The organism is Priestia sp. SIMBA_032, assembly GCF_046535215.1.
Lineage (GTDB): Bacteria > Bacillota > Bacilli > Bacillales > Bacillaceae_H > Priestia > Priestia aryabhattai.
In genome coordinates this window covers 1-235 of sequence record NZ_JAWRXD010001582.1, presented here as the reverse complement: position 1 = coordinate 235, position 235 = coordinate 1, and the positions used below count along the sequence as shown (strand labels likewise).

General features: G+C 68.9%; 1 protein-coding gene. It reads right to left on the bottom strand.

Features of this window, described 5'->3' with window-relative positions; translation table 11 throughout:
- Nucleotides 1-181: hypothetical protein (locus SB717_RS39625; RefSeq protein ID WP_410908821.1), on the bottom strand; the 181-nt coding region annotated here is incomplete at its 3' end.
- Nucleotides 182-235 lie beyond the last annotated feature (54 nt).

The window sequence follows — 235 nt, the reverse complement described above, 5'->3', positions numbered from 1 at the left end:
CGACCTCGAACGTCCACCGGAAGCGGTCGGGCGCGCCTGGCGCCGCGGTGTCCTCCGCGGCCAGGCGGAGCACTTCGCGCACGATCCTCGCGTGCATCCCGTCGATGATCCGGGGGCTGTTCGTGTAGCCGACGTCGTGGTGGGTGTGTCCGAGCAGCAGTACGCGGCGGATGCGGGGCATCGGTGCCTTCCTCCGGGGTCGATCTCTGGAATCGTTGCCATACGACCCTAGGAC